The following is a 26,532-nucleotide window of genomic DNA, read 5'->3' as shown; positions in this document are numbered from 1 at the left end:
CGGGCCGGCTGCGCTTATCCCGCCTGGGATCGAGCGGGTGTGGTCCGTGGACGGGTGGCCTGGTGGCGGTTGCGGGCTCGGATGGCCGTGCGCTTCCCGGCCTCGGCGAGTACCGCGGCTCTGGCTTCCTCGTCGCCGTCGAACGCCGCTGGAGAGAAGCGGTCGCTGGCTCTGACGTGCTGTTCCCAGTCGTCCTGCCAGAACTCCACCGTCCAGCCCGGCCACAGCTCTGTCACTTGGTAAGCCTGTGGTGAGGAGTAGAGGGACCACCAGCCCAGGTGGCGGCGTTCGGGGTCGAGGTGGATGCCGGAGCTGACGTGCAGGTGGCAGTCTCTGTGCCGGGGGGCGTCCGCCAGGCGGTTGAGCAGGGCGGTGCCCTCGCGGACGGGGTGGTCGAAGGCGTCAGAGGCGACGTGGCAGCGGCCGGTGCTGACCGTGATCACCACTCCGCCTGGGTCGGGCCCGGCCAGTTCCTCGTCGTCCGGGGCGAGGAACGGGGCAACAGAGAGGGCCGACTGGCGGCAGCGGACGTACTCCGGATCCAGCCCGACGTACTCACGCAGTTCGGCCGAGCCGTCGTACAGCCAGCGGACCTCCCAGCCCGGCCACGCGCCTCGGATCAGCTGAAACATGGCCGCGCGGTGGCGGAGCTCCGTGCTGGGCCCCTCCCAGGCGAAGAACAGGAGCACCTTCCGGCCGAGGTCGAGCCGTATCCCGCCCTGGGCCAAGGTGTCGTCCAGCCACCAGTCGTCTTGGTGGAGTCCGGGAAGCATGGCGAGAACCGGCGTGGGCCCTTCCAGCAGGTCGAGGTCGATTCCGACCGCCCAGCCGGTCCGGTACAGCTCGTGCGTGCCGTTCTCGCGGACCACGATGACCCTGGCCTGTCCCCCATGGGGTCATGATGACCAGGCAGGAGGCCTTCGGCCATCCGTTTCCGGCGGCTTCGGGGCTCCGGCCGGAGCGAGACGTGTCCGCTGCTCGGCACAGCAGTACGGGTGTGGGAAGAGAGGAGGCACCCACTGCCTTGGCAGGGGTGCCTGTCTCGGCGTGCAGCAGGTCATGCGCCAACATGAGTCCTGCGATTCCCTGTTCACCGAAGGTTGGAGCCAGTAGCAATCAGGGACGAGGAGGCAGGCTGCCGCGTGAAGCGCCTGCCACACGGAAGACCGTCTCACCGGGCCTGGGAACAGGCAAGTGCAACTGGGACACACCCGAGCCAAACCGCGGCTCCGCAGGGCACGAGCGGAGCAGTATCGGGTGTGTCCGACCTGGTGGCAGGCGGTGGCATGCCGGAACAGGACGGTGGGGAGAAAATCCTGGGCCAGGACACCGGTGAACCAACGGTCTGCCCGATGCCGCGGGGCTATCCACGAACGCCCCGGTAGCTGGGATGCTCGGTCCAAGGCATCACATCCGGCGGCGCCAACCGCCGTGTGAGGCAACGCCCTTGGAGCCAGTAGCCCCGTCCTGCCGGCATGCGATCTCTGCCGGCAGGACGCACGATCAGGAGATTGCACCATGCCTCGTACACCCTCATCTTCAGCGAGCTCCAGCCCGACCCACCAGCCCCGGAACGGAGCAGGGTTCGGGCCCGCTCACGCGGCCGTCATCATCGCCTTCCTCGCGACCGCTGCCCTGCTGGCCGTCCTCCACATGCCCGTCGCCGACGTGCTGTGGCTGATCGGCGGAGCCGGAGGCATCGGCTCGAGCGTCGTCCTGCTCACCGTCAGCGGCAGCGTCGGACGCCTCGGCGCGGCACTGCGCGCACTGCTCGGACCGGAGAAGTGAAGCAGTGGCGCGCCCCGAGAGGCCCGTGGACCGCAGCGTCCCCGAGCACGCCGCCCTAGCCGACTTCCTGCGCGCATCCAGAGCCGGCTCGCGGATGACCTACGGGCAGCTCGCCACCGCTGCCCAGCTGTCACCCGCCACCCTCAAACGGGCCGCCTCAGGAGCGGGCGTACCCAAACTCGGCACCGTTCTCGCCTACCTCACCGCCTGCACGCCATCCGGGCTAGCAGTCCGCGAGTCGGACATCGACCAGGCGCGACTGCTGTGGAAGAAGGCCCGCTATGCCTCCGTCCTGCCCCGCTACAGCTACCGCGCACCCGATCCGAATCTCTGCGCTACAGCGGACGATCTACGCAGCAGTCTGCGCGACCTGCACGTGTGGGCAGGCCGACCGACCATGCGCGCCATGGAAGGAGGAGCCGGCGGCCTCGGCATCCTCCCGCGATCAACCACGCACCGCATCAGCCTGGGGAAAGCGCTGCCGAACTCCGCACGCCAAATGCGCAGCTACCTGACCGCATGCGACGTCCCCCGGCACCGCCACGAGGAATGGGTCCAAGCCCTTCAGCGCGTCCGCCCCGCTACGGAACGGCCCACCTCGAGCAGCACCCCGTTCGAACGGAAAGCCGCCGGCCGTAGAGGCCGACCACGAGGCCCCATCCGGGCAGCCACCCGCGAGGCGTACGATCTCGCCGCCTTCCTGCGCCGCTTGGTAGACACCGCAGGGATCGGAACGCGCGAGCTGAGCCAACGCCTGCGCGTGTCTGCGAGCCGGACCTCCGTATACCTGGCCGGCAGCATCCCTCCCCACGACTTCGTCGTTGCCCTGGTGCGGGCGGTAGTCCCTCCCGCAGTCGCCGAGCGGCAACTGGCCAACGCCCTGTCCCTGTGGGACCGGGCCATGAACCCGGCCCTGAGAAGCGGTCCAGGTGTGCATGGAGCGATCACGCGATATGCCTCAGGCGAGGTCGAAGTCTTCGAGCGGCTCACCGCATCACTGGAACGACAGGAGGCTCTGCGAGAATCGATGGAGAACTCACAGAAGCTGATCTTCATCCTCATGACGATGATCGGCAAACTCCAAGTGGACATCGCGACCATCGAACGAGAACGACTCCGGGTGCACGACATGGCCCCGTCCTTTACGGACCTTGCGGAACGCCTGCACCGGGCCCAGGAGCAGACCGAACGCGCCCTGGAGGAACTCGAGCGTGCAAAGCGAGCAAGGGACAGGGCAGAGGATCTCGCCCTGAGACTCCAGCAGCAGATCACAGGCCTCCGCTTCCAGCTCGCCGGTCCTCTCAGCCAACCACCAGGGCCCCATGAGTCTCTGGAATCGCTACCGGCACCCCGCCGGAAGCCCACAGCATCCGAGCCTGGCGACATCGACCTCGCGCTGTCCAAAGCCCAGCAATTCCTCAGCCGCAGCGAAGCAGAGATCGACCAGATCGCTGACGACCTGGAGCCACGAAGCATCGGCAGGGCAGCAGCCTGACAACCATCCAGCCCTCCTTCACCATCCTGCGCTGCAGACGAAAGGGGCTGCTACGGTCCGGCCTGCCAGAAGCTCAGAGCCGCTACAGGACGGTCTCGAGCCGCTTCGCTGCGATGCCCCCGGGACAGGGCTCTGGTATGAGCGAAGGGTGCACCAGGCAGCGTTGCTACGGATTGCGTCACGTGTTGGTGCGTGTTGGTGAGCGCGGCCGCTGGGTCGCTCAGCTTGCTGCGCCTGTCGTACCGCGTCGCTCTGCGTCGAAGCCGGGAGGCCATCCCGCCTGCGCAAGCCTTGGCGCAGGCGGGCGGCCTGACTGCCGGTCTTCTCCGTGACGGCCGACCCCCACCGCCGCGAACTGTGTGAGCCCAACCCCGCAGCCTGGGCCAGGCCGCTGCCCAGGGGCGGCGGGTTTCGGTGTCGATCATGTTCGCGGGTGCGGCGATGTCGGCGCGTCCGCCCTCCCGGTTTGCCCCTCCGCGCCGAGGCTTCGAGGCCGGGAGCGGCAGCTCCCGCTCGCGAAGTTGTGGCGCGTGGGGCGGGTGGGTCTGCCGGTGCCGGTTGCGGTCCGTAGCCGGGGCCGGGGGCTGTCCGTTGGGTGCGCGGTGTGGGAGGGTCGTAGGACACCAGCCTGGTCTGGTAGGAGACCCCGAGCCGCCCGCGCAGGCTCTCTTGGAGGGCCGGGACGCGGTTCGGGTGGTCTTGCTGGTCTGTGCGTGACTCCACGTCACGCTCTTGGCACCCCGCAGCCGGGGTGCGTTGGGCTCGACCCCTGAAGAAAGGGGCGAACCATGAACGAACTCATCCGCACCACCCGCGAAAACGCCGACGACACCGTCGTTACGGTGGCCGGGGAGCTGGACCTCACGTCCTGCCCCACCCTGGAAGAAGTCACGCGTCAGGCGCTTTCCGATGGTGCACCGCTGCGTCTGGACATGTCCGGGGTGACCTTCATGGACTCCTCCGGCCTGAAATTCTTGCTGGTACTGCGACGCCGGCTCGCGGAGGGCGGCAGCCGACTCGTGCTCACCGGCCTGCGTGAAGCACCGATGCGGCTACTGACCCTGACCGGCGCCGATGCAATTCTCCTGCCTGCTGACCCGGAGGATCGCGGGCAGCAGCTGAACCCCACCTCGCCTGCCTAACCTCGGGATCGGAGTGGCGACACGCCGACGTAGATCTCCCGTTACAGGACGTTCCGAGGATGGGTGTCCGTTCACGCGAGGGCCGGAGCGTGGGGGCAGGGCGGCGGCGAGGGGAGGACGGGGATGCGCATGCTCAGCATGAGGTCGTCCTCGGTGCCGGTACGTACGGTGCTCCGCCAGGTGGTTCCCGGGTGGCGTGAACGGAGGTGGGACAGCGCCCGGGTGTCCAGGCCGGTGTCGCGAAACGGCTTGTGGATCGAGAGGGCGGTGATGACGCCGTAGGCGCAGGTGGGGCAGAACTGGTAGCGGACCTGGCCGACGACCTGGCGCCCGTTCACGAGGAGCAGGCACTCCTCGCCGGGTCCTGATGTGCCGGGGATGTGGGTGGAGCAGAACTCGACCGCTGTGTAGGCACGGAGCCGCCGGCGCAGCCGGGTGGTGAATCCGCCTGGGCGGGCGTGCTTGGCGCCCGTCGAAGCGGATGCCGTACGGGCGGCCAGGATGGACGGAGTGCTCTTGAAGCGCGCGTGGCGTCCCTGCATGAGGTTCGTGTGCCCCGGCTGCCGGGCCTCACCCGCCCGTCTGGGTAAGCCGAGACCGTCAGCCGTTGTGGCGCCCGCTCTTGCGTTGGGGATACAGGGAGGCGAGCCGGTTACAGCACCGTCTCACAGCACCGACGCCCGCGCCGTTCGGCAGCCGATGTCGAGCGCCCTGCACAGTGCGGCCAACCCGCCGCTTTCGATCACTGTTCCGGGATCGTTGGCCAGCAGCTTCGGGATCCCGCTCACGCAGTGCGCGATGCCCAGGAGGGCGAGCTGTTGCTCGCAAGTCAGCCAAGTCGCGGCCTCCGGCATGGCGTAGATGAGGCTGTTGAGCGTCTCCTCCGTCGGCTGGGACAGTCCTCCCCGGCCGGTCCCGTCGACCCAGGTCTCGTCCCCCGGGTCGAGGCTCGTCATCGCGTCCTCAATCGCGTCGGCGAGCGGGCCGACGATCCAGGTCTCGCTCGCCGGCAGCGGAAGGTTGCGGACCCAGGCCGCCGCGCGTCGACCGGCGGCCGCGGCCTGGGCCAGGGCCTCCTGCTCGCCGCTCCACGGCACGCGCGGCTCTGGCTTGACAGCAGACGGTGAGGGCAGGTGAGAGAGGAACATGCCGGGCTAACGGCCGCCAGCCGTCGGCGGTCACCGCCCTGACCCGTAACAAAATCGCTCGGCCCCGCGTCGTTGGCCCGCGACTCCGTGCCGCGGTGTTCCTTGAGGACGGCCTGGGGGCTCATGTGATGGGACAAAGGGCGCGCGAGGCAGAGTTCTGGTGCACCCGCGATGCGGGTGCACGGGGGCCGCCACGATGGTGGTGCGAGTGAAGACGACGCGACGCTGGGGTAGTGGCCGGTGGTGGTGCAGGTTCCTGTGGGGCCGGTGGAGGGCGCCATGGAGGCTGATGCCGCCGACGCGGTGGCCCGCTAAAGCGGCCTGGCGGTCCGGGGCTTGCTGTTCGGCGTCGCCGCGTAAGACCAGGGCGGCGGGCGGCGGTGGCGGGTGGTCGTCGAGGTCACCCACGGCTGTCCGCAGCGGGCTCGCGACGCCTTGAACTCCCTGCTGCGGTTCCGGGCGAAGGGCGAGACGAAGAGCAGGCAGTAACGGCGCGCGTTGCTGGCGGCGGCCGCTCGCCTGGAGAAGGAAAAGGTCGACGAGCTCACCGTGCTGGACATCCGCTACCGGGTGGTGCGGGCCGAGGACTACGCGGCCGTCGACGAGCACGGCGGCATCGAGACGCCGCGGCCCGCCGACCCCCACCCTGTGAACCTCCACCACACACGGGGGCCTTCGCCAGGTTCAAGACCCAGCCGTGTCAACAACGTTCGTGATCAATACACCTAGAGGCTGTGTCCCGTAAACGATCTCTGCTCAGAGGTGTCCGGGATAGTCAGGATGATCGGCATACGGGAGGGCGAGGTCGAGGATGTCCTCGCATGGCCAGGGCTCGCCGTCGTACTGGCGGTCATCGCGGTTGTCCCACGGTAGTTCCGGGTCGCCTATGGCCGGACTGAACTCGTGGCGGGCCAGCACGCGTCGCCTGGCCTCGATCTCCCGCAGTACGCGAGCCGGATCGTGCAGCGCCACATGCAGGGCGATCGGGGGAGGGAATCCGGCGAGTTCTCCTCGACTGAAGTCGACGGTGCCCTCTTGAGCGGTCCACTGACCGCATCCGTCACCGTCGCAGCGTCGGGCCAAGTCGGCCTCCTCGTCCAGCCGGGCTTTGAGGCATGTCACAAGATCTGGGTTCACGAGGTCATCCTGCCGCTTGCCTGGTCTTTGGCCGGCATGTCCTCCCACACACGCACGCACGCAGGCACGCACGCATAGGTGGTTTGGCCAGCTCCCAGGGATGTAATGCACATTTCTATAGCGACTAGCTGTGCTCAGATGTAATCATTGGTACGTGAGGGCGGAGGTGCTGCCCCCAGGAGACCGGAGGGCCGCGAGAGTGAGTTCGCAACGCACAGAGCATGACCTGATCGGCGACCGTGTGATTCCGGAGGACGTCTACTACGGCATCCACACACTGCGCGCTCGCGAGAACTTCTCTCTGACAGGCCTTCCCCTGTCTGTGCATCCCGAGCTGGTCTCTGCACTTGCGGCCGTCAAGGCTGCCTCCGCGTCGGCGCATCGGGATCTGGGAGTCCTCACCCACGAGCAGGCGGACGCCGTCATCAGGGCATGTCAGGAGGTTCGCGACGGACGCCTCCACGATCAATTCGTCGTCGACGTGTTCCAGGGCGGTGCCGGCACGTCGTCGAACATGAACGCCAACGAAGTCATCGCGAATCGTGCGCTGGAGCTGCTCGGTCACGAGCGCGGCGCCTACGGCCACCTGCACCCGAATGATGTCGTCAACCGTTCGCAGAGCACCAACGACGCCTTCCCGACTGCCGTCAAGCTGGCCCTGTACACGGCTGCCGGACGGCTGCTCGATGGCATGAGCGTGCTCGCCGGCGCCTTCACTGAGCGCGGTGGCACGTTTGCGAAGACGGTGAAGCTCGGCAGGACGCAGCTCCAGGACGCCGTACCCATGACGCTGGGGCAGGAGTTCGACACCTTCGCCCTCACCGTCCGGGACGATGCCGAGCTGCTCACGCTGGCCTCGGCCGCACTGCTCGAAGTCAACCTGGGCGGGACGGCCATCGGGACAGGTCTCAACGCGGAAGCGGGATTCGCTCAGGCAGTGATGCCCCACCTGGCGGCGATCACGGGGCTTCCCGTGCGCCCGGCCCGTGACCTGGTCGAGAGTACGCAGGGTATGGGCGGCTTCATTCAGGTTTCCAGTGCACTGAAGCAGTACGCGGTCCGGCTGGCGAAGATCTGTAACGATCTCCGGCTGCTGTGCTCAGGCCCCCGAGCGGGTCTGGGCGAGATCCGGCTGCCGGCCCTTCAGGCCGGTTCGAGCATCATGCCCGGCAAGGTCAATCCCGTCATCCCCGAGGCCGTGAACCAGGTGTGTTTCGAGGTCATCGGCACTGACGCATCCGTCTGCGCGGCCGCCCAGGCAGGCCAGCTCCAGCTCAACGCCTTCGAGCCGCTGATCGTGCACCTGTTGCTCAACTCCATGAACCGCCTCGACGCTGCCAGTCGATTGCTGGCCGAGCGTTGCGTGCAAGGCATCGAGGCCAACGAACGGCACCTTCGCGAGTTGGTCGAAGGGTCGGCCGGTCTCGCGACCGCACTCAACCCCGTCGTTGGCTACCAGCGTGCTACCGAGCTTGCCCAGGAGAGCCTCGAGACGGGCCTGTCGGTGAGGGATCTCGCCAGGCGCAGCGGGCTGCTCACGGAAGATGAGTTGGACGCACGCCTTGACCTGTGGACCCTGGCCCATCCCCGCTGACCGCCGGACCCGGCGTGGCCCCGGACGGCCGGTTGCTGTCCGGGGCCACGTCGGATCCTCGAAGGGTGCGGGGCTGTGTGACCAGGTGCCGCGGGGGCGGGTCAGCTCCTGGTCAGGGTGCAGGTGTAGGAAGCGGTGCCGGAACCCGAGTAAGCCTCGAGGTCGAGGTAGTAGGTGCCGGCGCCCGTTGCCGTTCGGGTGAAGCTGAGTGATTCGTCGGCGCCCGCTCCGTTGTTGGCGGAGCGGGCGATGGTGCTGCCGGTGGAGTCGAGCCAGTACAGGTCGGCGTCGTAGGCGCTGGGGACGTCGCAGTTCACCGTGGCGGTCCGGCCGGAGTCGAGGCTGACTTTGAAGTAGTCGCGGTCGGTCGTGGACTTCATGCTGCCCGTGATGGAGCCGGGCGATGCCAGGGCGGTGGCGTCGTTGGCGGTGTCCCGGGTGTCGTTCGGTTCGCTCTCCGCCTGTGTGCTGCCGCCCTGGCTCCCGCAGTTCGTCTGAGGCGTGCCGTTGTAGAGGTTGGCGTCGGCGACGCCGTTGTTCACGCTGCGCAGGTAGTAGCCGCAGGTGGGTCGGTTCTTGAAGTCGAAAGTCGAGCCCGGTGTCAGGCGCCAGATCTTGAACCCGGAGTAGGTCAGCGGCTTGCGGTCCACCGCCTGCTCGGGCTGGTGGTCGGCGAGGACGACGTAGGCGTCCTTGCCGTACTGGGTCGCCATGCCGTTGCGGTCGAGGTACAGCGAGCCCCCGCCCTCCTCGACGCCGACACCCCAGGCGGCGCCGCCCGGGGCGAGACCGTCCTTCACGGCGCGGGCGAGGAAGGACATCGTGCGGCCCATCCGGTCGCGCGTGACGAAGTGGGAGTCATTGATGACGCCCGCGTAGTTGGGCCACTGGAACATGCCCGTGGTGAAGCTGATGTAGCGGTCGTAGGGATTGGCGAGTGCCTCGGCGCTGGTGACACTGCCGTTGCAGGCGTCGTAGACGATCGGGCTGTTGATGTGGTGGCCCGCGCTGCCGCCGCCCGAGCCTCCGCCCTTCGCGACGACGGATTCGACGGACGCCTCCAGGGCGGTGCCCTTCCATGCGGCGTACCGGCACTGGTCGCCGCCGGCGAAGTAGACGAACTCCGCGTTGCGCACGTCGGCGTTGACCTGGCTGTTGTTGCCGTCGTTGGCTGCGGTGAGCGTCCAGGTCGTACACGAGTTCACACCCGTCAGGGTCATGACCGTGTCGCACTCGGGCGTCGCGCTTCCGGAGGTCGGCGCCGAGCCCGCGAGGACGACCACGTCCATCGCTCCCGTGCCGCCGGTGATGTCGTTGACGGCCCGGCTCATGGAGGCCGGGATGACGGCTCCGGCGCCGTTCATGGTGAAGGCCGGCCCGTTCCAGGACGTGCGGCTGACGTCCGAGGCGCTGCCGAGGCGGATCCTGTTCGCGCCGGCGTGGGCGGGCTGCTGGGCGGTGAGCGTGATGGCGACCGACAGCAGCGCAATCGCTGCGGCGGTGGAACCGAGGGGAAGTCTTGAGGCCATGAGGGCTCCTGAGGAGAGAAGGGGAGTGCCTCGTCGATCGGCTGGATGACGCATGGCCGAAAGCTCATGAGGTTGGTAGCGGAACTTACAAGTCATCGTGTCCGACGGGAAGATGTACGACGACTTTGCCGTGCGACGACGCTCGACGAGCACTGATTGCGCAGTACAAGGCCCTGTCCTGAGGGCGGCGTGGCCGCGTTACGCGAACGTAACGTGAGGTACATCTAGTCAATCGATGGATTGATCTGTAATTTCCTTGGTGTGCGGCTGACGGCTGGAATCCGTCGGCAGAGTTCCCCCTTGAGAGGTTCCACCGCGATGAACGCTCGCCCTACCCACCGCGTCGTAGCCACCGCTCTGGCGGCCGCGGCCCTCGCCACGCTTTCTGCCTGCGGAGGCGGTGACGACACCCCGGCGGCAGCCGGCGGAAAGGTCATCGTCGCGGGTGAGGAGGTGAAGAAGGACCAGGCCCTCCACGACATGCTGCCGGACCGGATCAAGGAGGCAGGCACGGTCCGCGTGGCCACGGACGTGCCCTACCCGCCGTTCGAGATGTTCATGAAGGAAGGCGAGAGCACTCTCACCGGCCTGGACTACGACCTCGGACAGGCGCTCGGTGGGAAGCTCGGCGTGACCTTCGCGTTCACGCCGCAGAAGTTCGACGGCATCGTCCCGGCCATCCAGGCCGGCAAGTTCGACGCCGCGATGTCGGCCATCACCGACAACAAGGAGCGCCAGCAGGTCGTCGACTTCGTCGACTACTCGCAGTCCGGCTCCGGCATCCTGGTCGCCGACGGCAACCCCGGCAAGATCACCACGCTGGACGACCTGTGCGGCAAGAACGTCGCGGTCCAGGCAGCGACCAACCAGCTCGACCTGCTGAAGAAGCACCAAACGGCGTGTACCACCGCCGGCAAGGGACAGATCGAGATCCAGACCTTCCCCAAGGACTCCGACGCCCAGCTCGCCCTCCGGTCGGGCAAGGTCGTCGCCCAGGTCCTCACCAAGCCCGCAGCCGGCTGGGTCGCCAAGTCCGCCGACGCCGGCAAGGCCTTCGACCTCGTCGACGACCCGGCCGCACCCGGGGGCTACAACGCCTCGCCCAACGGCATCGCGATCAGCAAGCAGCAGCCCGAGCTGACCGACGCGATCCAGAAGGCGCTCCAGGCGCTCATCGACGACGGCACTCTCACGGCCATCTACAGCAAGTACGGTGTGGCCTCCATCGCGGTGCGCGAAGCCACCAAGAACGCGGCGGTGGACTAGAGATGACCGCCACCAAGGTTCCCGCCGGATCCGCTGCCGGATCCGCCGCCGTCCACGCCCCGGACACTCACGAGCTCGAAGTCGTGCCCGTACGCAACTACGGCCGGTGGATCGCCGCAGCGGTCTCCCTGCTGGCCCTTGTCGGGCTGATCGGCTCGCTGGCGAAGAACGACAACCTCCACTGGGCTGTCGTCGGCCACTACCTCTTCGCCGATCTCATCTTCGACGGCCTCGGCACCACCCTCTGGCTCACCGCCGCGGCGATGGCCCTCGGCCTGGGCCTCGGTACCCTCGTCGCCGTGATGCGGCTGTCGTCCAGCCCCGTCCTCTACGGCCTCGCGACCGGCTTCGTCTGGATCTTCCGCGGGACCCCGCTGCTCGTGCAGATCATCTTCTGGGGATACGCGGCGGCGCTCTACAAGTACGTGAAGATCGGCATCCCCTTCACCGACGTCACCTTCCTCCAGGCGGAGACGAACGCCCTGCTCACCCCGGCCGTCGCCGCCCTCCTCGCACTCGGCCTCAACGAAGCCGCGTACGCCTCGGAGATCGTGCGCGCCGGCATCCAGTCCGTCGACCCCGGCCAGGCCGAGGCCGCCCACTCGCTGGGAATGCGCCCCGCCCTCACCATGCGCAGGATCGTCCTGCCCCAGGCCATGCGCGTGATCATCCCGCCCATGGGCAACGAGACGATCAACATGCTGAAGATGACCGCGCTCGTCTCCGTCATCTCAGCGCACGACCTGATGTCGAACATCCAGGACGTCTACGCCCAGAACTACCAGGTCATCCCGATGCTCGTCGTCGCGAGCCTGTGGTACCTGGCGCTCGTCACCCTGCTCAGCATCCCGCAGGCCTGGCTCGAGCGGCGCTACGGCCGCGGCACCGCGCGAGCGGGGCACGCCTCCCCGATGCAGCGCCTGTTCGGCGACCTGGCAGCGATGGGCAAGAAGAACAAGGAGCACGTCCGATGAGCACGTCCATGGTGCGGGCCGAAGGCGTACGCAAGCACTTCGGAAAGCTCGAAGTCCTCAAGGGCATCGACCTCACGGTCGAACGGGGGCAGGTCTGCTGCCTCCTGGGGCCCTCCGGCTCGGGCAAGTCCACCTTCCTGCGCTGCATCAACCACCTGGAGAAGGTCGACGGTGGCAAGCTCACCGTCGACGGGCAGCTCGTCGGCTACCGGCAGCACGGCAACAAGCTCCACGAACTGCGCGAACGGGAGGTCGCCGAACGCCGCCGGGACATCGGCATGGTCTTCCAGCGGTTCAACCTCTTCCCGCACCTGACGGCACTGGAGAACATCACCGAGGCCCCGGTGAAGGTCGGCGCCGTCCCCAAGGCGGATGCCCGCGAGCAGGCCCACGCCCTCCTGGACCGGGTGGGCCTCGGCGACCGGGCACACCACTACCCGGCCCAGCTCTCGGGCGGCCAGCAACAGCGGGTCGCCATCGCCCGGGCCCTGGCCATGAAGCCCAAGCTGATGCTCTTCGACGAGCCGACCTCCGCGCTCGACCCCGAACTCGTCGGAGACGTCCTCGACGTCATGCGGCAGCTCGCCGACGACGGCATGACCATGGTCGTCGTCACCCACGAGATCGGCTTCGCCCGCGAGGTCGGCGACACCGCCGTCTTCATGGACGAGGGGATCGTGGTCGAGGCCGGCGACCCGCGCCAGGTCCTCGTCGAGCCGGAACAGGACCGCACCCGCGCGTTCCTGTCCAAGGTCCTGTGAGCGCGCCCCCGCGCCGGCGGCTCGCCGCGGAACTCCTCGACGCCGCCCGCTCCCTCCAGACCCGTTACCTGCACGACCTCGAACAGCTCGTCTCCATCGACTCCGGCTCGTACACACCCCACGGAGTCAACAAGGTCGCCGACCGGGTCCAGAACCGGCTCACCGGCATCGGCTTCACCGTCGAGCGCGTCACCTTCCCCCCAGGGCGGCAGGGTTTCCAGGCGGGGGACGCCCTGGTCGCCCGCAAGAAGGGCACACTCCCCGAGTCCGAGGGCGGCCGCCGGATCCTTCTCGCCGGCCACATGGACACCGTCTTCGAGGAGGGGACCGCGGCCGCACGTCCCTTCAGCCTGACCGGAAGCATCGCCGGCGGTCCCGGCGTCAGCGACGACAAGGGAGGCCTGCTCGCCGGCCTCGCGGCCCTGGAACTCCTCCACGACCACGGCGTGGACGCCTACGACGAGCTCGTCCTCCTCGCCACCCCGGACGAGGAGATCGGCTCGCCCGCCAGCCGGGAGCTCATCGAGGAGACCGCCCGCGGCATGCATTACGGGCTCGGCCTGGAATGCGCCCGGGAGAACGGGGACCTGGTCATCGCCCGCAAGGGCGTGGCCGACTTCCGCCTCACGGTCACGGGGCGCGCCGCCCACGCCGGAATCGAGCCCGAACGCGGAGCGAACGCCGCCCTGACCGCGGCGCACCTCGTGGTGCGGATCCAGGCCCTCAACGGGCACTGGGACGACGTCACCGTCAACGTCGGGGTGGTGCGCGCCGGAACCAGGGCGAACATCGTCTGCCCCGAGGCGGAACTGCGCATCGAGGTCAGGGCCGCCACGACGGCCGACGTCCAGCGCGTCACCCGGGCCATCCAGGACATCGCCGACCACCCCGCAGTGCCCGGCACCACGGTCGAGGTCGAACAGCTCGACCTGTGCCCGCCGATGGAGGACACCCCCGCCTCGCGCCGCATGCTCGAAAGCGCCTGCCGCGCCGCCTCCGCCGTCGGCGTCTCGCTCGGCGCCGCGGCCACCGGGGGAGTGGGCGACGCCAATCTGATCGCCGGCATGGGTGTGCCGATCCTGGACGGTCTGGGACCCATCGGGGGCGCCGACCACACCCCGCAGGAATGGCTCGACGTCTCCAGCGTCCCGCACCGCATCGCCCTGCTCGCCGACCTGGTCGCCTCGCTCGGCGACGCGCGGAACAGCGCCTGACCACGCAGTCCCCTCCGGCATCGCCCCCGCGCCATGCCGGAGGCGACGGGGCCCGACGACAGCCCAGCGGGCCCCGTCACCCCACCACCTCACCCATGGAGAGCCCCATGCGCGCACATCCCGGCACGGCCCGCCGCACCGTCCTCGCGGGCAGCATTGCCCTAGCCCTCCTCGCCACCGCCCCCACGGCGGCGCACGCCTCGAGCGAGCGCTCACAGACGCCTCGCGGCTCCCTGGTCCTCGTCGGAGGCGGTTTGAAGGACGACAACCGGCAGGTCTACGGAGAGATCATCAAGCGCGCCGGCGGCGCCTCCGCCCGCATCGGCGTCATCACCGCCGCGTCCGTCCCCGAGAGCCAGGACCCCCACGCCGACGACCCCGACCTGTGCAGCAACTCCGCTTGCAACGGTGCCTACTACGCGACCCTCTTCGAGCGCCACGGGGCAGCCGACGCGCAGTGGATCCCCCTCGACGTCGACCACGTCGCGAACGCCGACTCCGACGCCGTCGTCGCCCAGATCAACTCCATGAGCGGCTTCTTCTTCGGCGGCGGCGACCAGTACCGCTACCTCACCACCCTCCTGCACGGCGACCGGCACACCGACTCCAAGGTCCTCGCCGCCATCCGGGCCAAGCTCGCCCACGGCGCCGTCGTGGCAGGCTCCTCCGCCGGCGCCCAGATCGCCTCCGGCGCCGACATGGTCAGCGGCGGCGAATCCTACGAAGGCCTCCGCGACGGCAGCGCCAAGGGCTACTTCGAGGACCCGGCCCGGCTCGCCTACATCCCCGAGGGCGGCTTCGGCTTCCTGCGCTCCGGGCTCATCGACACCCACACCGGAGCCTACGGCCGCGAAGGACGGGCCCTCCGCCTCGCCGCGGACACCGGACACGACCGCGTCTACGCCCTGGAGGAGAACACCGCCCTCGTCGTCGAGGATCCCGGCACCCGGCACGAACACCTCACCGTGCTCGGGCCCAACGGCGTCGCCGTCCTCGACCTACGCGACGCCCGCGCCCACACGTCCACCGCCGGGTGGAACCTGCGCGGCGCCCGCTACACCTACCTCACCGACCAGGACCAGTACGACGCCCGCACCTGGGCCCCGCGGCCCGCACCGGGCAAGCGGCCCCTGACCCCCACGAGCACGGCCCCGGTGCCCGCCAACACCGACGTCTTCTTCTCTTCCGCCAACCCGGACGGCGCCCCCTACGCCTTCCGCACCACCGCCCGCGCGCTCGCCTCGACTCGTGCGCAGGACGCCGCGACCGCCACCACGTTCGAGTCCGGCCCGCGCTTCACCGTCACCTTCAGCAAGGCCAGGGGCTTCTCCGCCTGGACCGGCGACGGCGCGAACGCCCAGACCCTGATCGGGATGAGGGTCAGCATCGCGCCCAGGTGACCCAGCCGATCCGCCCCCGAGCAGATCACCTGGGTGGATCCGCAGCCCGCCCCGGGGCCCTGCCTGGTACCACCAGCGCGACACCGGCGTGCGCAGGACCGGAGACAGTCTCCCAGGGGTATTCCTGTCCCGCCTCGGCTACACGAGCTTCCCCGACCTCCAGGCCGCGCTGCGCAAGGAAATCGACGAGCGCAGCGCCTCGCCGCTCTCGCTCTACGAGACCGCCGGAGCCGGAGCCTACGGACACTCGACCGCCGGCCTCGTGGCGCACAGCAGCACGCTCCTCACCCAGGCCCTCACGCAGACCCTCACCGACGTCACGCGGCACGACTTCGCCGGCGCCCTCACCCTGCCCTACGACAGTCTCGTGCCCACCCCCGCCGTCATCGAGACCCTGGTGGCCGCTCCCGTCACGTCGCTCGGCGACGGCGCGCACCAGCACATGAAACGGGGAGAAGGGACCGCGCGCCGCGTCGATCTGGTCTGATCCCGTCCCACCCGGCCGCAGACCGAAATACCTGCTGTCACCCGACACGCCCACCGAAGGAAGATCCGTCATGCGCTCGCACGTCACATCTGCCGTGGTCCTGACCGCCGTCGCCGCCCTTGCCGTGTCCGCATGCACCACCGACACGGGCACCACGGCCGCCGACGCCCGGCCGGAGGCCGGCCCCGTCGCGGTACTGCCGGGCCTCACGATCAAGCCCGACCCGAAGCTCCACGCCCTGCTTCCCGAGAGCATCCGGGCCACGAACACGGTACGCGTGGCCACGGACCTCCCCTACCCGCCCTTCGAGATGTACGAGAACGAGGGCAGCAAGCAGATCACCGGCATCGACTACGATCTCGGTCAGGCCATCGGCGCCCGCCTCGGAGTGCGGTTCGACTTCAAGGCCCAGAAGTTCGACGGCATCCTCCCCGCCGTGCAGGCCGGCAAGTTCGACGTCGTCATGTCCGCGATGACCGACAAGAAGGCACGACAGAAGTCGGTCGACTTCGTCGACTACCTCAACGCGGGGCCCGGCTGGCTCGTCGGCAAGGGCAACCCGGCCGGAATCACCGTGGTCACCGACGTGTGCGGCAAGCCGGTCGGCGTGCAGACCGGAACCAACCACCAGAAGCTCCTGCAGCAGCGCCAGCAGCTCTGCAAGGCGAAGGGTCTCCCGCCCATCCGGATTCTCACCTTCGCCAAGGACTCGGAGGCCCAACTCGCCCTGCGTAGCGGCAAGGTCGTCGCTGACTACCTGGACGAGGTCACGGCCGCGTACGTCGCGTCGACAGCGGACGGAGGTAATGCGTTCTCCACGGTGACGGGCCGCGCCGCGGTCGGCGAATACAGCGCCTCACCCATGGGGATCGGCATCACCAAGGATCACGCGGGCCTCAAGGAGGCGGTGCGGGCAGCCCTGCAGTCGCTGATGGACGACGGCTCCTACCGGAAGATCCTCGGCAAGTACAAGGTCCCGAACATCGCGATCCCGAAGGCGACGGTCAACGGAGCGCTCGACTGAGTCCGCAGACACCCTTCACAGGAGTCCGGTGCGCCTCGCGACGTCCTCGGCGTCCTTCATCCGCTGGTGCGCCTCGGCGCCCAGTTCGCCCAGGGTGGCGGCGACGACGGACTCGATGAGGGCAAGCGTGGGCGTGAGGCTGTCGTAGGGGGAGTCGGAGTGCACTTGGCTGGTGAGGACGACGTCGGCATGGCTGGCGCTCGGCGACAGCCATGGATCGGTGAAGACGATGACCTTACCGCCGCGCTCTCGCGCCAGCTCCGCGATGACCGCCTTGTCGTCCTCGTAGCGCCGGTAGTCGAAGATGACCGTCACATCGCGACGCGCCAGCTGCGTCAGGAACGCCGCCCGCTCCACGTCCCGGTCCGGGACGAAGGCGACCTGGTCGCGGAACTGCATCAGGTGGAGTCCCAGGTACTCGGCGAGCAGGTGGGTGAAGCGGCCGCCGGCGAGGTGGATCCGGCGACGTGGGTCGCTCAGGAGCTTGACCGCGAGGCCGAATTCATGAGGAGAGATCTCGCTGAAAGTCTGGGCCAAGGCCTGCTGTACGAGAGCGAGCGACCGCCCCGCGAGCGGCGCGTCCTCCTCGCCCCGCTGCCCGGCGGACGGCTCCTGCGCCTTTGCCGAACCCGTGCTCTCGTACAAGGTGATCGGTGAGGCGTGACGCGCCTCGAGCTCGGCACGCAACGCCGCCTGCAGGTCGGGGAAGCCGCGGTAGCCGAGCCGGGAGGCGCAGCGGAGCACGGTGGGAGCGGACACGGAGGCGCGATCCGCGATCGTGGCGACTGTTTCGAAGATCGCTGCGGGATAGCCGGCCAGCAGGACCCGCGCGACCTTGCGCTCGGCAGGGCTGAGCTCCCCGAGTCGACTGCGGATCTCGTCGGCCAGTGTGCCGCCCATGTCGGTCCTTTCCTACAGGCTGCGCCGGCTCCGGCGAGCTGTCCGTGGTCTCGGGCGACCCCGGCCGCCCCATCGGTACAGACAAGGCCTACCCGATGGACGAATGTATCGTACGTTACGTCCATCGGTGAAGTGGCCGGAACCCCTCCCGCCGTGGACACGTACGAGGAAGCCGCCACTGCTCGTAGGAGTGACGGGCACCCGCTCACACCACCGCGAGCGGGTGCCGCCCGCCTCCTCAACGCCCAGGCCGCCGGCGCCACCGACCGCGAGCTCCAGCAGGCCACCGCCGACGCCCTCGGCGAGGTCTACTTCCGCGTCGGCGGCCGCCGCGCTGGCTTCGTTCACTTCTAGGGGGTTCTGGCTCAGCTTCCGTGCTGGGTGACGCTCCGTTACGGCTGGACGTCGAAGAGAGCAATGGACGGGGGTGGCGGGGCAAGCACTGCGCGAAGGCGCGTCAGTATGGCTCGCCACTGCTTCCAGTCCTCCGGGTGGACCCAGTTTGAGGCCGGCCCATCGTCGTCGCCGACGATGCGGGCGAGGGCTTCGTCGGCGAGTACCCGAAGGTCGGAAGGGAACACGGGCAGCGGTGTTTCCGGGCCGTAGGACATGTCGACGGGTTCGCCTCCCGGGCATTGCGCCGCGATCAAGGCGGCGGCGGCCACCGCCTCTTCCGCTTCCGCGAGGTAGCCGGTGGCGTCGATAGTCCGTATGAGGACGCCTCGGATCAGGGCTTCACGTGTTTCGGGCTCGGCTTCGTCGAGCGCGTTGGCGAAGTCCGCGGCTGTGTCGTTGTCGAAGGGACCGGTATCCCAGGTGCCCATGTTGATCTCCTTGCGTATGGTCGCCCGGATCCTCGCATCAGGCACTGACAACACGACTACGGGGCGAGCAGGACCCGTTTGCGAAGAAGGCCGAAGCCTGCGCGGCCGAACATCTGGCGCTTGAGCATCTTGATCCGGTTGACGTGTCCTTCGACGACTCCGGGGTTCCAGGGCAGCGTCAGGCCGGCGATGACGGCGTCGCGGTCCCGGTCGATGCCGGCCGCGAGAGTGAGACTGAGCAGGTCTTCCTGGCGGACGGCGTCGAGCCACTGAGGGAGTCGTTCACCCTGGCGCTCGGCGAGCATGTGGGCGAAGGACCGGACGTGACCGGTCAGGGCATCGAGTTCGGGGCAGTTGGTCAGGACGGCCTTGAGCCGGAGGTGTTCGATCTCGGTCAGCGTCTCGGGTCGGCTAAGGATCCATTGCGTCACCACGCGGGGTGCCGGCGGTTGCGCGGTGACCGGCCGTGGCGAGGTGCTTCTCTCGCAGGTAGGCGCTGACCCGGCCGTAGCTGCCGCGATAGCCCAAAGGAACGATCTCCTCCCAGAGCTTCCAGGCGTTGGTGCAGCCCTCGTCCCAGCGTTGGTCCAGGAAGGGCTTGTACTCGTCGAGGACGGAGGTCCTGTTGTGCTGCCACTGGCCGCGGAAGAGGTCTTCCGGCTTGGCAGCGTCGGCGAGGCTCTTGACGGTGCGGTGGGTCATCTGGAGCTGACGCCCGATGGAGCGGCGGCTGTGGCCGGCTTCCAGCAGCGCGTGGACCGTGGCATGCCGGCCCGGACGCGGTTGGCGAACCGCTCGCTCCGCCATGGCGAGTCCGTCTCCTCCTCGGGCGGCGCCGGTTCGTCGGCCTTCGCCACGGGATCGGGGACCAGAACCCGAACGCCCACTATCTCGCGGCCGACGTCTTCCTCGCCCTGCGGTACGTTTCTGCGCACGAGGACGCGGTGACTCGGACAAGACCTTCTGCAACACGCTTTAGGCCCTGTTGTGAAAGCCCCAGGCGGGAAGGGCTGTGGTGCCCAGGCGGCCCCGAGGCGTTCCTACTGAGGGCGCATGAGGTGCAGGTCCTCACCCCATGCGTCGAGCACCGCATCGTGTCCGGCTCGCCGGGCCGCTCCTTCGACCTGGGCAAAGAGGCGACGCTGTGTGGATACGTCGCCCGTTGCCGAGATGTGGTTCACAGCGCCGAGCAGCAGCTCGGTATCCCAGCCGGGCAGTGGGAATCGGGCAAGTTCCCACTCCAGGTACTTGTTGTAAGGGCGGGGGCGTCGGTCCAGAGCGAAAAGCAACTCCAGCAGGAACCTGATGCTGTCGGCGGCGTCGAGTCGTGCCGCGAGGGCATGTCCGTCGCGGTCGTTCTTCACGGAGCGGTAGAGGGAGTTGGCGTAGGCGTCGAGCCATGCGTCTGCCTCGTGGAAGGCTGCGTCGGCGGCGAGTCGCGTCTTCTCGGCCAGGATCTCGGCGATGACGCCGCCGAGGCGGTCGAGCACGATCTGGGCCCGGGCGAGGGCGTTTCGCTCGAAGCCGGGCATTCCGGCGGCACGGAACCTGTCGAGGGAGAGGATGACGAGGTCGAGTTCTGGGGTGCGGTGTCCCGTGAAGCGGGTGAGTTCCGTCGTCGCCCCGTCGGCGAGGATGACGTACAGGTCGTGGTCGGAGTGCTCGGTGATCATGCCCTCGTGGGCCTGGGAACCTTTGAGGACAAGGCCGACTACCGCAAGATCAGCAGCGGCGAGTTCGACGAACGCGTCGTAGGGGAGGTGTTCCTGGGCGGCCATTGCGTGGTCTCCGGTGATGTGGTGACGGGCCTGACAGGCGGGCGCCCTGGCTTACCTGAGGCGCCCGCATCGTCTGCAGCGGTGCTTGGCCACCGCCCGGAAGATCAACGCACGGGTGGACTCTAGCGCTCGGATTGCCGAGTGGTCTCGCATTCGGCTGGTCCGGCCCTCCGTTGGCCGGAGGTCACCGGTGGAGCAGCGAGTCCGCGATCGCGACGGAGGACGGAGCGAGCCGGGTCCCACCGTCGTCGATGTCCCAGAGCGAGTTCTGCAGCAGCCGTCCCAGGGTCCAGCCGGTCGCGCGTGCGCGGTCCAGGTCGAGGATATCGGTGAGCAGGTCGAAGCGGCGTCGCACGATGCGCAGGGTGTCGCCCTTCGCCACGATGTCGTCCCACCTGCTGTCCAGGGCGGGCCACAAATCGAATCCTGGGTCGCCGGCGAGTGGCTCGGGATCGATGGCGATCCATCGGGAGGGCACAGTTGCTGCCGCAGGGACCGTTGTGTCGTGCCCGCGGCGACCGCGGCCGCCGTCCTCAGCGCGCCGGCGGCCGCGATCCCGCCCAGCCACACCGGTCCCGGCCGGGCGACGAGGAGAGGCACCCCGCACACGGCGTAGGCGAGGAACCCGGTCATCAGCACGTGTGCCGGCCCGAACCGGTCCACGAGGCGGGTGGCGACCACCGCCCCCGCGAGGCCGCCGGCAGCGGTGACGCCCATGACCAGGCCGAGACCGGTGCTGCCGGAGTCCAGCCGGGTCAGCAGCGTGTACGCGAAATACGTCGTCACGATCCCGTCGGCGAAGGCGAGACCGGCGAGCGAGAGCACCAGGGAACGCTGTATGGGATCGCGCATCACGTAGTGGACCCCCTCGCGGATCGCCGCGCCCATCAGCGCGGGCCGGGCAGCCGCCACCCGGTGTACCGCGCTGGGCCGGATCCGGGAGGTGAACCAGGCGCTGAACAGGTACGAGAGGGAGTCCAGCCACAGGGCGCGGCCCGCACCGAGAACACCCACGACGAGGGTGCCGCCGTAGCTACCAGCCGTGTCCGCCAGGGAGAAGGCGCCGGCGATCCGCGCGTTCGCCGGATGCATGTGGGCGCGGTCGACGATCTCAGGCACGATGGCGATCGACGCGGCCTGGTGCAGCACGGTCAGCGCGCCCAGCAGCAGGGCGACCGCGTAGAGCACGGGCACGGACAGGACTTCCACGGCCCAGCAGACCGGCACCACGGACACCACCACGGCTGCGGCGAGATCCGTACCGATCATGATCCTCTTCTTCGGGTACCGGTCGCCGGCCACCCCGGCAGGCAGCGCGAGAACGAACGCGGGCACCGTCGCGGCGGCGGCCAGCAGCGACACCTGGCCGGGGGATGCGTCCAGCTCCAGCACCGCGATCACCGGCAGCGCCACGCCGTGGACCGATGACCCCGCGAGGGTCACCGCCTCGCCGACCCAGTACGCGCGAAAGGACTTGTTGGTGCGCAGAGGAAGGGCGGCAGCGCCCTCTGCGGCCGCGTCATGGACTGTGCTGGTGGGCGTCACGATCGGCTCCGCTCCGGTCGGCGAGCCAGGGTGTGCACGAGGTGACCCATGTCCCGGTAGGGGCTCTGCCAGGACGCGGCCCACTCCAGCTCTAGCGCCGTCTCGTACGCAGCGGGATCCGGAGCCCAGGTGTCGTCGAAGTGGTCGTGGAAGATCCGAACGCCCTGCCACGGCTGCGGACTCAGCCCGTGCTCGGCGGCGAGCCGGTCGAGGGCCTCGGGGTCATCACCGCGGGTTTCCCGGCCGAGATTGCCGACGCTCCGGTCCGCTCCGGACACGATGAGCCGGCGCGCGGTCTCGTAGTCGCCGACGAGAGCCTCGCGTACGCCGATGGCCCGGCGGTTCTTGGCGAGGATGCTCAGCAGGCCGCCCGGCGCGACGAGCCCGGCCAGACGGGCGACCGCCTCACCGGGATCGTCCAGGTACATCAGCACGCCATGGCAGCACACGCCGTCGAACGGCTCCCCGTCCAAGGAGAGGGACTCGAAGCCGACGTTGACGAGCCGGACGCGGGCCGCGAGCTCGGGCCGGGCTGCGAGACGGTCGGCCGCGACCGCCAGCATGGTGGCGGCCGGATCGGCACCGGTCACCCGGTGGCCGGCCGCGGCGAGGCGCAGCGTCATCTCGCCGTTCCCGCAGCCGACGTCCAGAATCCGAGCGGGCGCGGTCGGCAGCTCGGCGAGAAGCCGGCGTTCCACCAGGTCGTGACGCAGGCGGCCCCGCGCGCTGCCGGAGTGGGCGGCGTAGGCGGCACCCACCGAGTCGAATCCGGTCACCGCCCCCACCCCAGCTCCGTGTAGGTCCGGCCGGCCTGGATGCCCTCGATGGCCGCTCGGGTGTACGGGACGACCGGCTCGGGCAGGTCCTTGACGTTCCACCACTGCCAGGACACGCACTTGTCGGGCTCCCGCCGCTTCGGCTCACCCTCCCAGCGGCGGGCGCGGAAGAAGAGCTGGACCCGGGGCGGGCCCGTGGGCAGTTCCCTCATGTGCACGGTGTGGACAAGCTCGACGTCGGCCGGGTCGATGACCAGTTCTGCCTCCTCGTACGCCTCCCGCACGAGGCCGGCACTTGCTGCCTCGGCTTCGCAGTGGCCCGCCAGCACGTGCCAGGACCCGCCCGCGTACGCCGAGTCGGGATGCCGCAGGCCCAGCAGCACCTGCCCATCGCGTTCCAGGTAGAGGTGGACACCGACCACGTTCAGCACGGTCCCGAGCGGCCCTTCCGCCCGCGCGATCCCTGCCAGTGTGGTCGGACCGTCGGCGGGCAGGGGATGATCGGCGGCGTGCTGCTCCAGCAGTTCCCGGGTCGAGGGCAGCATCGTCATGTGCGGGAACTTCTCGGGCCGCACCCAGGCGAGCATCACGCCCTCGGTGAGGGACAGACGGGCCGGGTCGCCGTCCCAGAGGCCGGTGAACAGCTGGATCGGCACCCTCGTGCCATCGGTGCCGGTGACGTGCTCGACCGCGTACGGCTCCAGGTCCGCGACCGTCAGGCCGGCCTCCTCGCGCAACTCCCGCCGGACCGTGTCGAGCAGGGTACGGTCCTGCGGCTCCCGGCCGCCGCCGAGCAGCGACCAGCACCCGGGCTCCCAGATCCACGGCTTGTCGGCGTCCCGCAGATGTAGCAAATAGCGGCCGTGGCCGTCGTGGATGATCGCGGAGGCGTTCACCGCAACGATCACCCCGTCCAGAGCTGAGCCGGCGAGTTTCTCGCGCAGCGTCGGGGAGGACACTTCGTCGAACGGCAGCCAAGCCGATCCCGTGACCCTCTCGGCTTGCAGCGCGAGCTCGGGCGCACCGTCGGCGAGGTAGAAGACGAAGCGCACGTCGTAGTGCCAGTGGGCCGCTTCGCCTCGTGCCGGGTCGGGGTCGATGGCGTGGACGTCGATGTCGATCGGTGCGTCCCGGAGCTCGGGCGTCAGGACGAGAGCCGAGGCGGGGATTCCGGCCTCCTCCTTGACCTCGCGCAGGGCCGCGGCCAGGAGAGTCTCGTCGTCCGCCTCGACGGACCCGCCGGGCGCGAGCAGCAGTCCTCCGCTCGCCTTGTGGTCGATGTGCAGGACCCGCCGGTGCCGGTCGATCACTACGGCGCTGCACGTGATGTGGGCAGGAAGGGTGGTGCGGTTGGCCGGCTCGGCGCCGGCGTCCCGAGCCGCCAGCAGGCCGGCCAGGGCGCCTCGTTCGCCGGGGTGCCGGTCGAGGTACGCGGTGACCACGGTACGGATGTGAGAGAGGGAGGGTGGCATCAGAACCTCGGCGCTGAGGGGACGGGGGCGGCACACGGAGCCGGCTCGGCGTGTGTCACACGGAGCCGGCTCGGGCTCTTGTTGATCCGGGCACGGGGGCAGGGGCGGCTTGACTGTCGGCGAGGGGCGGACGTGATGGGGCGTGATCGATCAGCGGTCCTGGGAGAGTTCCAGCAGTTCCGCGAAAGTTCCACCGGCGTGGACGAGGTCGTCGTACGGGCCCTGTTCGGTGATCCGGCCGTGCTCCATCACGATGATGTGGTCGGCGATCTTGGTGTTCTCCAGGCGGTGGGTGACCATGATCGTGATGCGGTCCGCGGCGATGGCCTTGATCTGCTCGAAGATCTGGTGCTCGCCGCGGGGGTCCATCTGGGAGGTGGGCTCGTCGAGGATCAGCAGCCCCGGGCGCCTGTACAGGGCCCTTGAGCAGGCGATGCGCTGCCACTGTCCGCCGGAGAGTTCCGAGCCGCCGAAGACGTCGCGGGCCAGGAGGGTGTCGAGACCAGCGGGCAGGTCCTCGACGGACTCGCGCAGGCCGACCGCGTCGACGGCCTCCCACACGGGGGCGTCGTCGTGGGTGCGGGGCTGGCCGAGGGTGACGTTCTCGCGGACCCGTAGCGGCCACTGGGCGAAGATCTGCGGCACCAGGCCGGTGGTTTCCCACACCGTGGCGGGGTCCATCTCGGCGAGGTCGGTGCCGTTCCATGTGACCTTGCCCTTGTCGGGCAGGTAGATACCGGTCAGCAACCGGGTGAGCGTGGACTTCCCCGACCCGTTCGCGCCGACGATCGCGAGGATCTGCCCGCGCTGCAGAGCGAGCGAGACACCGTCCACGGCGGGCTTGTCCTTGCCCGGGTACTGGTAGACGACCTCCTCGAGCCGGATCTCCTCGGTCGGCGCGGCGTGCGCGCGGGGCCCGCGCTTGGGGGCGCGGGCGGCGGCATCGTCGAGGAAGGCCTGCATGTCACTGAGGTACAGGCTGGTGTGGAAGACCGCGGCGCCGTTGATGACCACCTGGGACAGCGCGGCGAGCGTCGTCTGCACGGCGATGACGGCCGTCGCCGCGACCGCGAGCTCGACCCGACCTGAGACCGCAAGCCACGCCAACGCGCCCCAGGTCGCGACGAGGAAGACACCGCCGGCCAGCGCGGACAGCAGGGCGATCCGCAGGGTCCGCGGCGCGGCGGCCAGGGTGCGCCGGTCGCACCGGTCGGACAGAGCCCGGTACCAGAAGATGAGGTAGTCCGTCATCGAGTTGGCGCGGACCTCGTCGCCGTACTTCGACTCGGTCGCCCACCAGCGCATCATGCCGCGCACGTTGCGGTCGGCGATGTTGGCGTAGTGGATCTCGTAGTCGACCCGGGCGGTCAGCACCGCACCGACGCCGGCCGGCAGCACCGCGAGCAGCAGCGGCGGCAGCATCCACGGGTTCAGCACCGACAGCACGCCGCCGGCGGTGACCATGCGAATCAGCGCGGACAGGAACCGCTGAGCGTCGGTGACCATGACGTGCGTACGGATCACACCCATCTCGGCCGCCTCATGCCGGTCCGAGAAGCCGTCCTCCGCGTAGGCCGAGGCCTCCACCCGGCACACCGCCTCGACCAGCGCGGTGTCCGTCTCCGTGGTCAGCCGAGGAGTGATCCGCCGCTCGGCGTACGCGGCGACCGCCCCCGCCGCGCGTGCCAGCGCGGCGGCGAACGCCACGACCAGCAGCGCCGGCAGGGCGCCGCGCAGCCGCTCGCCGGCGGTGCCGTCCCCGAGGACCGGTGCCATGGCGTGGGCCGTGGCGGCCAGCAGTACGGCGGCAGAGACGCCCGTGACCACCTGGCAGCCGACCAGGAGCTGCACCGCCCGCCGGTCGGTCCCCCACGACAGCCGCGCGATCCGGCCCAGGACGGCCGGGATCTGGGCGCTCATCCGACGGAAGGAGACCTCGGCGAGCGGATTGACGGAGTACTGCCCGCTGTACGTGATCTCCGCTGGCAAGGGCGGCGCAGGCATGGTGTTCTGCTGTTCGTTCGTTGCGGCCGAGGTCAAGGCGGGTCCCCCTAAACGGTCGTCCGGTGGCGTCGTGAGACTCAACGACCGCGCCGAGATATCGAACTGGTGTATTTGAGTCGCTTCGGACTTCCCGAGATAGAGCGGCCGGGGCCGCATGGAGGATGCACGGACCCAATCCCCGCAACAGGTCTGTGAAGCAGTGCGGTTGGCCGAATCGCCGACAGTGGTGCCCCCCTCGCCCGTGCTCGACGACCAGGCGGCCCGCTCCTCCCGG

The 26,532-nt window shown here is 69.3% G+C and carries 24 protein-coding genes and 4 pseudogenes; 13 read left to right on the top strand and 15 right to left on the bottom strand.

Translation table 11 applies throughout. The features are described 5' to 3' along the window. Positions 1-14: 14 nt before the first annotated feature. Positions 15-869, bottom strand: coding sequence for a hypothetical protein (locus tag ACIRQF_RS07645; RefSeq protein ID WP_404089792.1), 855 nt, complete (start codon positions 867-869; stop codon positions 15-17). 649 nt (positions 870-1,518) lie between these two features. Here ACIRQF_RS07645 and ACIRQF_RS07640 point away from each other — a divergent pair. The 3 genes from ACIRQF_RS07640 to ACIRQF_RS07630 all read left to right on the top strand — a co-directional run bounded on the left by ACIRQF_RS07640 (position 1,519) and on the right by ACIRQF_RS07630 (position 4,425). After that, a complete protein-coding gene (locus ACIRQF_RS07640; RefSeq protein ID WP_404089790.1) occupies positions 1,519-1,788 on the top strand; it encodes a hypothetical protein in 270 nt (89 codons plus the stop codon). A gap of 25 nt (positions 1,789-1,813) precedes the next feature. Continuing rightward, positions 1,814-3,283: a helix-turn-helix domain-containing protein gene (locus ACIRQF_RS07635; RefSeq protein ID WP_404089788.1), complete on the top strand. Its 1,470-nt coding sequence runs from the start codon at positions 1,814-1,816 to the stop codon at positions 3,281-3,283. A 788-nt stretch (positions 3,284-4,071) separates the two neighbouring features. Next, on the top strand, positions 4,072-4,425 hold the full coding sequence (locus ACIRQF_RS07630) for an STAS domain-containing protein (RefSeq protein ID WP_404089786.1): 354 nt from the start codon (positions 4,072-4,074) through the stop codon (positions 4,423-4,425). A 71-nt stretch (positions 4,426-4,496) separates the two neighbouring features. Here the strand turns inward: ACIRQF_RS07630 and ACIRQF_RS07625 are convergent, their stop codons facing one another. Together ACIRQF_RS07625 and ACIRQF_RS07620 are read right to left on the bottom strand one after the other, a co-directional pair. After that, positions 4,497-4,967, bottom strand: coding sequence for a hypothetical protein (locus ACIRQF_RS07625; RefSeq protein ID WP_404089784.1), 471 nt, complete (start codon positions 4,965-4,967; stop codon positions 4,497-4,499). Positions 4,968-5,090: 123 nt separating this feature from the next. Then, positions 5,091-5,573 (bottom strand): hypothetical protein, encoded by a 483-nt coding sequence (locus ACIRQF_RS07620; RefSeq protein ID WP_404089782.1) that lies wholly within the window; start codon positions 5,571-5,573, stop codon positions 5,091-5,093. A gap of 384 nt (positions 5,574-5,957) precedes the next feature. Here ACIRQF_RS07620 and ACIRQF_RS07615 point away from each other — a divergent pair. Continuing rightward, positions 5,958-6,302 (top strand): annotated as a pseudogene (locus ACIRQF_RS07615) (DUF5954 family protein); the annotation flags it as partial. 27 nt (positions 6,303-6,329) lie between these two features. On the opposite strand, the gene ACIRQF_RS07610 reads toward ACIRQF_RS07615, so the two are convergent. Continuing rightward, positions 6,330-6,710 carry a DUF6221 family protein gene (locus tag ACIRQF_RS07610; RefSeq protein WP_404089780.1) on the bottom strand — a complete coding sequence of 127 codons (381 nt, stop codon included), beginning with the start codon at positions 6,708-6,710 and terminating at the stop codon, positions 6,330-6,332. A 199-nt stretch (positions 6,711-6,909) separates the two neighbouring features. Here ACIRQF_RS07610 and ACIRQF_RS07605 point away from each other — a divergent pair, with 199 nt between their 5' ends. Continuing rightward, positions 6,910-8,304, top strand: coding sequence for an aspartate ammonia-lyase (locus tag ACIRQF_RS07605; RefSeq protein ID WP_404089778.1), 1,395 nt, complete (start codon positions 6,910-6,912; stop codon positions 8,302-8,304). Between the two features lie 101 nt (positions 8,305-8,405). Here the strand turns inward: ACIRQF_RS07605 and ACIRQF_RS07600 are convergent, their stop codons facing one another. Beyond that, positions 8,406-9,833: a pre-peptidase C-terminal domain-containing protein gene (locus ACIRQF_RS07600; protein WP_404089776.1), complete on the bottom strand. Its 1,428-nt coding sequence runs from the start codon at positions 9,831-9,833 to the stop codon at positions 8,406-8,408. 318 nt (positions 9,834-10,151) lie between these two features. On the opposite strand from ACIRQF_RS07600, the gene ACIRQF_RS07595 reads away from it, so the two are divergent. The 7 genes from ACIRQF_RS07595 (at position 10,152) to ACIRQF_RS07565 (ending at position 16,959) form a co-directional block, all read left to right on the top strand. Continuing rightward, entirely contained in the window at positions 10,152-11,099 is a 948-nt protein-coding gene (locus ACIRQF_RS07595) for an ABC transporter substrate-binding protein (RefSeq protein WP_404089774.1), read from the top strand. 2 nt (positions 11,100-11,101) lie between these two features. Continuing rightward, the gene (locus ACIRQF_RS07590; protein ID WP_404089772.1) at positions 11,102-12,073 is read left to right on the top strand and encodes an amino acid ABC transporter permease; all 972 of its coding nucleotides are present in this window, start codon (positions 11,102-11,104) and stop codon (positions 12,071-12,073) included. Positions 12,074-12,081: 8 nt separating this feature from the next. Next, positions 12,082-12,834, top strand: coding sequence for an amino acid ABC transporter ATP-binding protein (locus ACIRQF_RS07585; protein ID WP_376634794.1), 753 nt, complete (start codon positions 12,082-12,084; stop codon positions 12,832-12,834). Beyond that, positions 12,831-14,048: a M20 family metallopeptidase gene (locus ACIRQF_RS07580; RefSeq protein WP_404089770.1), complete on the top strand. Its 1,218-nt coding sequence runs from the start codon at positions 12,831-12,833 to the stop codon at positions 14,046-14,048. The genes ACIRQF_RS07585 and ACIRQF_RS07580 overlap by 4 nt, the downstream gene beginning before the upstream one ends. A gap of 107 nt (positions 14,049-14,155) precedes the next feature. Beyond that, complete coding sequence (locus tag ACIRQF_RS07575) at positions 14,156-15,448, top strand: cyanophycinase (RefSeq protein WP_404089768.1); 1,293 nt, start codon at positions 14,156-14,158, stop codon at positions 15,446-15,448. A gap of 88 nt (positions 15,449-15,536) precedes the next feature. Then, positions 15,537-15,935 carry a hypothetical protein gene (locus ACIRQF_RS07570; protein WP_404089766.1) on the top strand — a complete coding sequence of 133 codons (399 nt, stop codon included), beginning with the start codon at positions 15,537-15,539 and terminating at the stop codon, positions 15,933-15,935. A gap of 70 nt (positions 15,936-16,005) precedes the next feature. Beyond that, positions 16,006-16,959 (top strand): ABC transporter substrate-binding protein, encoded by a 954-nt coding sequence (locus ACIRQF_RS07565; protein WP_404089764.1) that lies wholly within the window; start codon positions 16,006-16,008, stop codon positions 16,957-16,959. Between the two features lie 15 nt (positions 16,960-16,974). Here the strand turns inward: ACIRQF_RS07565 and ACIRQF_RS07560 are convergent, their stop codons facing one another. Then, the gene (locus ACIRQF_RS07560) at positions 16,975-17,859 is read right to left on the bottom strand and encodes a MurR/RpiR family transcriptional regulator (protein WP_404089762.1); all 885 of its coding nucleotides are present in this window, start codon (positions 17,857-17,859) and stop codon (positions 16,975-16,977) included. Between the two features lie 213 nt (positions 17,860-18,072). Between ACIRQF_RS07560 and ACIRQF_RS07555 the strand changes: the two are divergent. After that, positions 18,073-18,213, top strand: a pseudogene (locus ACIRQF_RS07555) (XRE family transcriptional regulator); the annotation flags it as partial. Between the two features lie 38 nt (positions 18,214-18,251). Here ACIRQF_RS07555 and ACIRQF_RS07550 read toward each other — a convergent pair. The 9 genes and pseudogenes from ACIRQF_RS07550 to ACIRQF_RS07510 form a co-directional block, all read right to left on the bottom strand. After that, positions 18,252-18,683, bottom strand: coding sequence for a DUF4259 domain-containing protein (locus ACIRQF_RS07550; RefSeq protein WP_404089760.1), 432 nt, complete (start codon positions 18,681-18,683; stop codon positions 18,252-18,254). 56 nt (positions 18,684-18,739) lie between these two features. Then, complete coding sequence (locus ACIRQF_RS07545) at positions 18,740-19,117, bottom strand: transposase (RefSeq protein WP_404091814.1); 378 nt, start codon at positions 19,115-19,117, stop codon at positions 18,740-18,742. Next, on the bottom strand, positions 19,095-19,490 hold the full coding sequence (locus ACIRQF_RS07540; RefSeq protein ID WP_404089758.1) for a hypothetical protein: 396 nt from the start codon (positions 19,488-19,490) through the stop codon (positions 19,095-19,097). Before ACIRQF_RS07540 ends, ACIRQF_RS07545 begins: the two co-directional genes overlap by 23 nt. Before the next feature lie 233 nt (positions 19,491-19,723). Next, on the bottom strand, positions 19,724-20,461 hold the full coding sequence (locus ACIRQF_RS07535; protein ID WP_404089756.1) for a hypothetical protein: 738 nt from the start codon (positions 20,459-20,461) through the stop codon (positions 19,724-19,726). Positions 20,462-20,645: 184 nt separating this feature from the next. Beyond that, a pseudogene (locus ACIRQF_RS07530) lies at positions 20,646-20,969 on the bottom strand (aminoglycoside phosphotransferase family protein); the annotation flags it as partial. Between the two features lie 20 nt (positions 20,970-20,989). Next, positions 20,990-22,006 (bottom strand): annotated as a pseudogene (locus ACIRQF_RS07525) (MFS transporter); the annotation flags it as partial. After that, positions 22,003-22,782 (bottom strand): class I SAM-dependent methyltransferase, encoded by a 780-nt coding sequence (locus tag ACIRQF_RS07520; RefSeq protein ID WP_404089754.1) that lies wholly within the window; start codon positions 22,780-22,782, stop codon positions 22,003-22,005. The pseudogene ACIRQF_RS07525 and the gene ACIRQF_RS07520, both read right to left, overlap by 4 nt. Continuing rightward, complete coding sequence (locus ACIRQF_RS07515) at positions 22,779-24,254, bottom strand: NUDIX domain-containing protein (RefSeq protein ID WP_404089752.1); 1,476 nt, start codon at positions 24,252-24,254, stop codon at positions 22,779-22,781. Before ACIRQF_RS07515 ends, ACIRQF_RS07520 begins: the two co-directional genes overlap by 4 nt. A gap of 150 nt (positions 24,255-24,404) precedes the next feature. Beyond that, positions 24,405-26,294: an ATP-binding cassette domain-containing protein gene (locus tag ACIRQF_RS07510; protein ID WP_404089750.1), complete on the bottom strand. Its 1,890-nt coding sequence runs from the start codon at positions 26,292-26,294 to the stop codon at positions 24,405-24,407. Positions 26,295-26,532 lie beyond the last annotated feature (238 nt).

The sequence above is a fragment of the Streptomyces sp. NPDC101191 genome (genome assembly GCF_044767915.1).
GTDB lineage: Bacteria > Actinomycetota > Actinomycetes > Streptomycetales > Streptomycetaceae > Streptomyces.
This window is presented reverse-complemented; position numbering and strand designations above follow the sequence as displayed.